Source organism: Pseudomonas sp. JE3303, from assembly GCF_056312565.1.
Window position 1 is genome coordinate 1 of sequence record NZ_JBWGIF010000027.1, and the last position, 6,115, is coordinate 6,115.

Annotated in this window: 2 protein-coding genes; one reads left to right on the forward strand and one right to left on the reverse strand. The window is 61.6% G+C overall.

Annotation, left to right across the window (positions count from 1 at the left end; translation table 11 throughout):
- On the reverse strand, positions 1 to 826 hold an 826-nt coding region (locus AC0ZZU_RS23835; RefSeq protein WP_476343885.1), incomplete at its 3' end, for a type I secretion system permease/ATPase.
- A gap of 610 nt (positions 827 to 1,436) precedes the next feature.
- Here AC0ZZU_RS23835 and AC0ZZU_RS23840 point away from each other — a divergent pair.
- Positions 1,437 to 6,115, forward strand: a 4,679-nt coding sequence (locus tag AC0ZZU_RS23840; RefSeq protein ID WP_476343887.1) for a beta strand repeat-containing protein, incomplete at its 3' end; no start/stop codon positions are given.

Below are 6,115 nucleotides of genomic sequence, written 5' to 3' on the forward strand. Positions count from 1 at the left end.
GCAGGCCCTGGAACTCGTGGATGTTCTGGGCAAAGCTGCCGACCCGTGCCGGGCGGTACTTCATCGACATGCCGACGATGCGCTCGAACAGCGTCGCCGAGATGATCAGGTCGGTCTTCTTGCCGGCAAGGTCCAGGCACAGACCGCGCAGGCCCTTGAGGATCAGGTCGAAGACGTAGGCACCGCCAATGCCGACGGCCAGCACCCACAGGGTCGAGGTGGCCTGGTTGGGCACTACGCGGTCGTAGACGTTCATCACGAACAGCGGCGCGGCCAGGGCGATCAGGTTGATCACCAGGCTGGCAGCGATGGCATCGATATACAGCCACTTGCTGCGCAGCAGGGTGTCGCGGAACCAGGAGCGGGCACGCGGGATGAGGTTGCCGTGGTTGACGTCGAACTTGTGCTGCGGCTGGGCGAAAAACACCTTGCCGCTGTAGTCGCTGAGCAGGGCATCCCGGCTGATATGCACCTCGCCGCCGTCGCTCTCGCTGAGCAGCAAGCGCGCGGTGTGCTCGTTCTCCCATCCGAGCAGCACGGCGCTGCGGCCTTCCTTGAGCAGCAGCATGGCCGGCATGGCAATGCTTGGGATCTGCTCCAGCTTGCGCTGCAGCAGGCGCCCTTGCAGGCCCGCCCGGGCGGCTGCGCGGGGCAGCAGCTCGGCGGTCAGGCGCTGCGAGGGCAGCGGCAGGCCGGTGGTGAGCATGGCCCGGCTGGCAGGCTTCTGGTGCAGGACACACAAGGTCAGCAGGCTATCCAGTAAAGGATCGTCGTGCTGACTGCGTGGATCGTGGCTGAGTTGGACTCGACTGACTTCGGATTCCACGCGCGCTCTTCCTGTCCATTGGTTGATCGGCTGGGTGCTCGCAGAAGTTTCTCCTGCTCGCTGCCAGTTTAAGCTGGCTGTAGAGCACCGCATCGAAAGTATGGAGCTTTCCAGTTAGCAGACGATACGGGGGCAGGAAGGTTTCATTCATGGCACTGAAAGGTTAGCGGCCGTCAGCTGGGTTGCCAGTTGATATAACGATATAACAACTTGGCCATAGCAGATCGTCAGCAAGTCGACAAATGGTATAGGCGTGCTTAACTTCGTTAGGCTGCCGGCGGTGAGAAAGAGCTCTGCTCGGCACTAAAGAGCTTCTCGGATGTCGGAAATCCTGAAGGACATAATGGTGGAAGCCAAGTTAGTCAGGGACACCAGATACTAACTGAAACCCAGCATTTACAGGGCCCTTCTCCCGTCATTACAGTCTGAATCTACCGTGTGAACTTAGGTATAGGCCAATAACTTGGCGATAAACAGAATGCATATAAACCAAGGACGTTAAATTGACATTTAGTTCTAGATAATACTTTAGTAAGCATTCCGTCAAACCAGCGGCAGTTCGGCGCCCATCGCGCACGGAAGCTGATAAAGCAGTAATACGGAGAGTCCAATGAGCACGGTTGTTGCCATCGTCAAAACTATTGTTGGCCAAGTTTTTGCTGTATCTCCCGAGGGTATTCGTCGCGTGCTGGTCGAAGGGGATCGCATCTTCGCCGGTGATCAGGTCCAGACGGGTGCGGCCGGCGCCATTACGCTGGAACTCGCTGACGGCCGCACCCTTGACCTGGGACGAGATACGCAATGGAGCTCGGATTCCCCCGACAACAGCAGCGACCTCAGTGCCGCCACTGCTCAAGAAGCCCCCTCCGTAGAAGAACTGCAGCAAGCCATTACCGCAGGTGCCGACCCGACCACCGAGCTTGAGGCGACCGCCGCCGGGCAGGGCCCGACGATCGACCTGGGGGGACAAGGGGGCGGTCACACCTTCGTGATACTGGAAGCCACCGGCAGCGTAGATACCAACGTCGGCTTCCTGACTGGCGGATTCACTTTCGACAATGCGTTGCCTGCGGTCGAGATATCCGGGGCGAGCGATGACAGCGATAACCTGGTGACTGCAACTGTCAGGCCGCAGGTGTTCGTCACGCTTGCTGCTACCCCTGCCATCACCGAGGCAGGTGGTGTCGTGGTCTACACCGCCAGTGTCGCCCAGGCGCCGCAGGCCAACCTCAGGGTCACGCTGTCGAACAACGGCGTGATCGTCATTGCTGCCGGGCAGACGTCTGGCAGCATCAGCATTACTGTTCCGGCGGTTGATGGCGCAGACGCCACGCAGATCTCCGTGAACATCACAGGCACCAGCGGTGGCGGTGGGGGGCAGGTCTTCATCCCCAACCAGTCCCCTGCCGTCACGCTGGTCACCGATATCCTCGACCCTTCGGTGGTAACCCTCAGTGGGTCATCGAGCGTGGCCGAGGGCGGGACCCTCGTATACACCGCTACCGTGAGCACGCCGGTAACGGGCGCTCCGCTCGTGGTGACACTTGCCAACGGGCAGGCGATCACCATTGCGGTAGGCCAGAGTTCGGGGTCGGTCAACTTCACTGCACCGGATGACGCCTACCAGGGCAATACAGCGCTGACCAACAGCATCGCCTCTGTTACCGGGGGCAATTATGAAAACCTCGTCGCCAACCCGGCGGCTGTCAGTACGGTGGTGACTGATGTAGCGAGCACTTCGACGCTCATTCTTGGCGCCACCGCGAGCGTGGCCGAAGGCGGCGCCGTCGTCTACACCGCATCCGTGAGCGCGCCGGTGACTGGCAGCCCGCTGGTGGTGACGCTTGCCAATGGCCAGAGTATTACCATTGCGGTAGGGCAGAGTTCAGGCTCTGTGAGCTATACGGCTCCAAACGACGCTTACCAGGGCGACGCTGCGCTGAGCACCCGTATCACCGGGGTCAGTGGTGGCAATTACGAAAGCCTGGCGGTCATGGTTTCGCCCGTCAGCACCGCGGTCATCGATGTCCTCGATACTTCGACTGTCACGCTGACAGCAACGCCGAGCGTCGCGGAAGGCGGCACGATCATTTACACCGCTTCGGTAAGCGCTCCGGTCACCGGCACGCCGGTCGTGGTCAGCCTGGCGAGTGGCCAGGCCATTACGATTGCCGTTGGCCAAAGCTCGGGCTCCATCAACTACACCGCCCCGAACGATGCCTACCAAGGCAACGCGCCGGTCACCAACAGCATTACTTCCGTGACCGGCGGCAACTACGAGAACCTGACCTCCAGCCCGACTCCGGTCAGCACAGCAGTCACTGATGTCACCGACACCTCGACTGTCACCCTGACTGCCACGCCGAGCGTCGCCGAAGGCGGGACCATCGTGTACACCGCTTCGGTAAGCGCGCCCGTCACTGGCACGCCTGTTGTGGTCAGCCTGTCGAACGGACAGGCCATCACCATCGCGGTCGGCCAGAGTTCGGGTTCGATCAACTTCACCGCACCGAACGACGTCTACCAGGGCAACGCTCCGGTCGCCAACAGCATTACGTCCGTTACCGGCGGCAACTACGAGAATCTGACTTCAAGTCCGACGCCGGTCAGCACAGCCGTCACTGACGTGACCAACACTTCGACCGTTACCCTGACCGCTACCCCGAGCGTGGCCGAGGGCGGCACCATTGTTTACACCGCGTCGGTGGACGCTCCGGTTACCGGCACGCCGGTTCTGGTGATCCTGACCAATGGCCAGTCGATCACGATTGCCGTGGGCCAGAGTTCAGGCTCGATCAACTACACCGCGCCAAACGACGTCTACCAAGGCAGCGCTCCAGTCACCAACAGCATCACGAGCGTGAGCGGCGGTAACTACGAGAACCTGACCTCCAGCCCGACTTCGGTCAGCACCGCGGTCACCGACGTGACCGACACCCCGATCGTTACGCTGACGGCTACGCCGAGCGTGGCCGAAGGTGGGACCATCGTGTACACCGCGTCTGTAGGTGCTCCGGTCACCGGTACGCCTGTCGTGGTCAGCCTATCGAATGGCCAAGCCATCACCATCGCCGTCGGTCAGAGCTCGGGTTCGGTCAACTACACCGCGCCGAACGATGCCTACCAGGGCAACGCGCCAGTCACTAACAGCATCACCGGGGTCAGCGGCGGTAACTATGAGAATCTGACTTCAAGCTCGATCCCGGTCAGCACGGCGGTTACTGACGTGACCGACACTTCGACCGTTACGCTGACTGCCACGCCGAGCGTCGCCGAAGGCGGGACCATCGTGTACACCGCGTCTGTAAATGCTCCGGTCACCGGCACGCCTGTCGTGGTCAACCTTTCCAACGGCCAGGCCATCACCATCGCCGTCGGTCAGAGCTCGGGTTCGGTCAACTTCACCGCGCCGAACGACGCCTATCAAGGCAACGCGCCGGTCACTAACAGCATCACCGGGGTCAGCGGCGGTAACTACGAGAATCTGACTTCAATTCAGACTCCGGTCAGCACAGCCGTTACTGACGTGACCGACACCTCGACCGTTACGCTGACTGCCACGCCGAGCGTCGCCGAAGGCGGCACGGTGGTTTATACCGCCAGTGTCGATGCTCCCGTCACCGGAACACCGGTCGTGGTCAGCCTTTCCAATGGCCAAGCGATCACCATCGCGGTTGGCCAGAGCTCAGGGTCGGTCAATTTCACCGCGCCGAACGATGCCTACCAAGGCAACGCCCCGGTCATCAACAGCATCACCGCTGTCAGTGGTGGCAACTACGAAAACCTGACCTCCAGTCCGACTCCGGTCAGCACAGCCGTGACCGATGTCACCGATACCTCGACTGTTACCCTGACTGCAACGCCAAGCGTCGCCGAGGGCGGCACCATCGTGTACTCCGCCTCGGTCGACGCACCGGTTACGGGGACGCCGGTTGTGGTGACCTTGGGGAACGGCCAGGCCATCACGATTCCGGTGGGCCAGAGCTCCGGCTCGGTCAACTACACCTCGCCAAACGACGCTTACCAAGGCAATGCGCCGGTTACCAACAGCATCACCGGGGTCAGCGGCGGCAACTATGAGAACCTGACGTCCAGCCCGACGCCGGTCAGTACAGCCGTCACCGATGTAACTGACATCTCCACCGTCTCCCTGACGGCCACGCCGAGCGTGGCCGAGGGTGGGACCATTGTTTACACCGCCAGTGTCGGCGCTCCCGTTACTGGTGCCTCGGTCCTGGTGACCTTGTCCAACGGCCAAGCCATAACCATCGCCGTCGGTCAGAGCACCGGTTCGGTCAACTTCACCGCACCGAACGATGCCTATCAGGGTAATGCGCCGGTTACCAACAGCATTACTGGTGTCAGCGGTGGCAACTACGAGAACCTGACCTCCAGCCCGACTCCGGTCAGCACCGCAGTCACTGATGTCACCGACACCTCGACCGTTACCCTGACGGCCACGCCGAGCGTGGCCGAGGGTGGGACCATCGTTTACACCGCCAGTGTCGGCGCGCCCGTAACTGGTGCCCCGGTCCTGGTGACCTTGTCCAACGGCCAGGCCATTACCATCGCAGTCGGCCAAAGCTCAGGTTCGGTCAACTACACCGCGCCAAACGACGCTTACCAAGGCAATGCGCCGGTTACCAACAGCATCACCGGGGTCAGCGGCGGCAACTATGAGAACCTGACCTCCAGCCCGACGCCGGTCAGCACGGCGGTCACTGATGTGACCGACACGTCGACCGTTACCCTAACGGCGACGCCGAGCGTGGCCGAAGGCGGTACGATCGTTTACACCGCTTCGGTGGCGGCCCCAGTTACAGGTACGCCGGTCGTGGTCAGCCTGTCGAATGGCCAAGCCATCACGATTGCCATTGGCCAAAGCTCGGGCTCCCTCAGTTACACCGCGCCAAACGATGCCTACCAAGGTAACGCCCCGGTCACCAACAGCATCACCGCTGTAAGCGGGGGCAACTATGAAAGTCTGACCTCCAGCCCGGCACCGGTCAGCACGGCCGTCACCGATGTCACCGCCACTTCGACCGTCACCCTGACCGCCACGCCGAGCGTCGCCGAAGGTGGGACCATCGTGTACACCGCTTCGGTGGGCGCTCCGGTCACTGGCGCGCCTGTCGTGGTCAGCCTGTTGAATGGCCAGGCCATCACCATTGTCGTCGGCCAGAGCACCGGTTCGGTCAACTTCACCGCACCAAACGACGTCTACCAGGGCAACGCTCCGGTCGCCAACAGCATTACGTCCGTTACAGGCGGCAACTACGAGAATCTGAC